Annotated in this window: 1 pseudogene; it reads left to right on the top strand. The window is 58.5% G+C overall.

Annotated elements, in window-relative coordinates:
* Nucleotides 1-246, top strand: a pseudogene (locus tag ACFO3E_RS17085) (lipoyl synthase); the annotation flags it as partial.

The following is a 246-nucleotide window of genomic DNA, read 5'->3' as shown; positions in this document are numbered from 1 at the left end:
GGATACGACCATCGAGATTTTGACGCCAGATTTCCGGAACAAGCATGAGCGGGCCGTCGAGATGATCGTGGCTGCGCGGCCGGACGTCTATAACCACAATTTGGAGACGGTGCCGAGGCTCTACCCGACCATTCGTCCCGGTGCGCGCTATTATGCGTCGCTGCGTCTTCTGGAGTCGGTCAAGAAGCTCGACCCTTCGATCTTCACCAAATCGGGCATCATGCTGGGCTTGGGCGAGGAGCGATC

It is taken from the genome of Sphingobium tyrosinilyticum (assembly GCF_042654265.1).
Classification (GTDB): domain Bacteria; phylum Pseudomonadota; class Alphaproteobacteria; order Sphingomonadales; family Sphingomonadaceae; genus Sphingobium; species Sphingobium tyrosinilyticum.
Note: the sequence above shows the minus strand (reverse complement) of the source record. Positions and strands in the feature narration are given on the sequence as shown.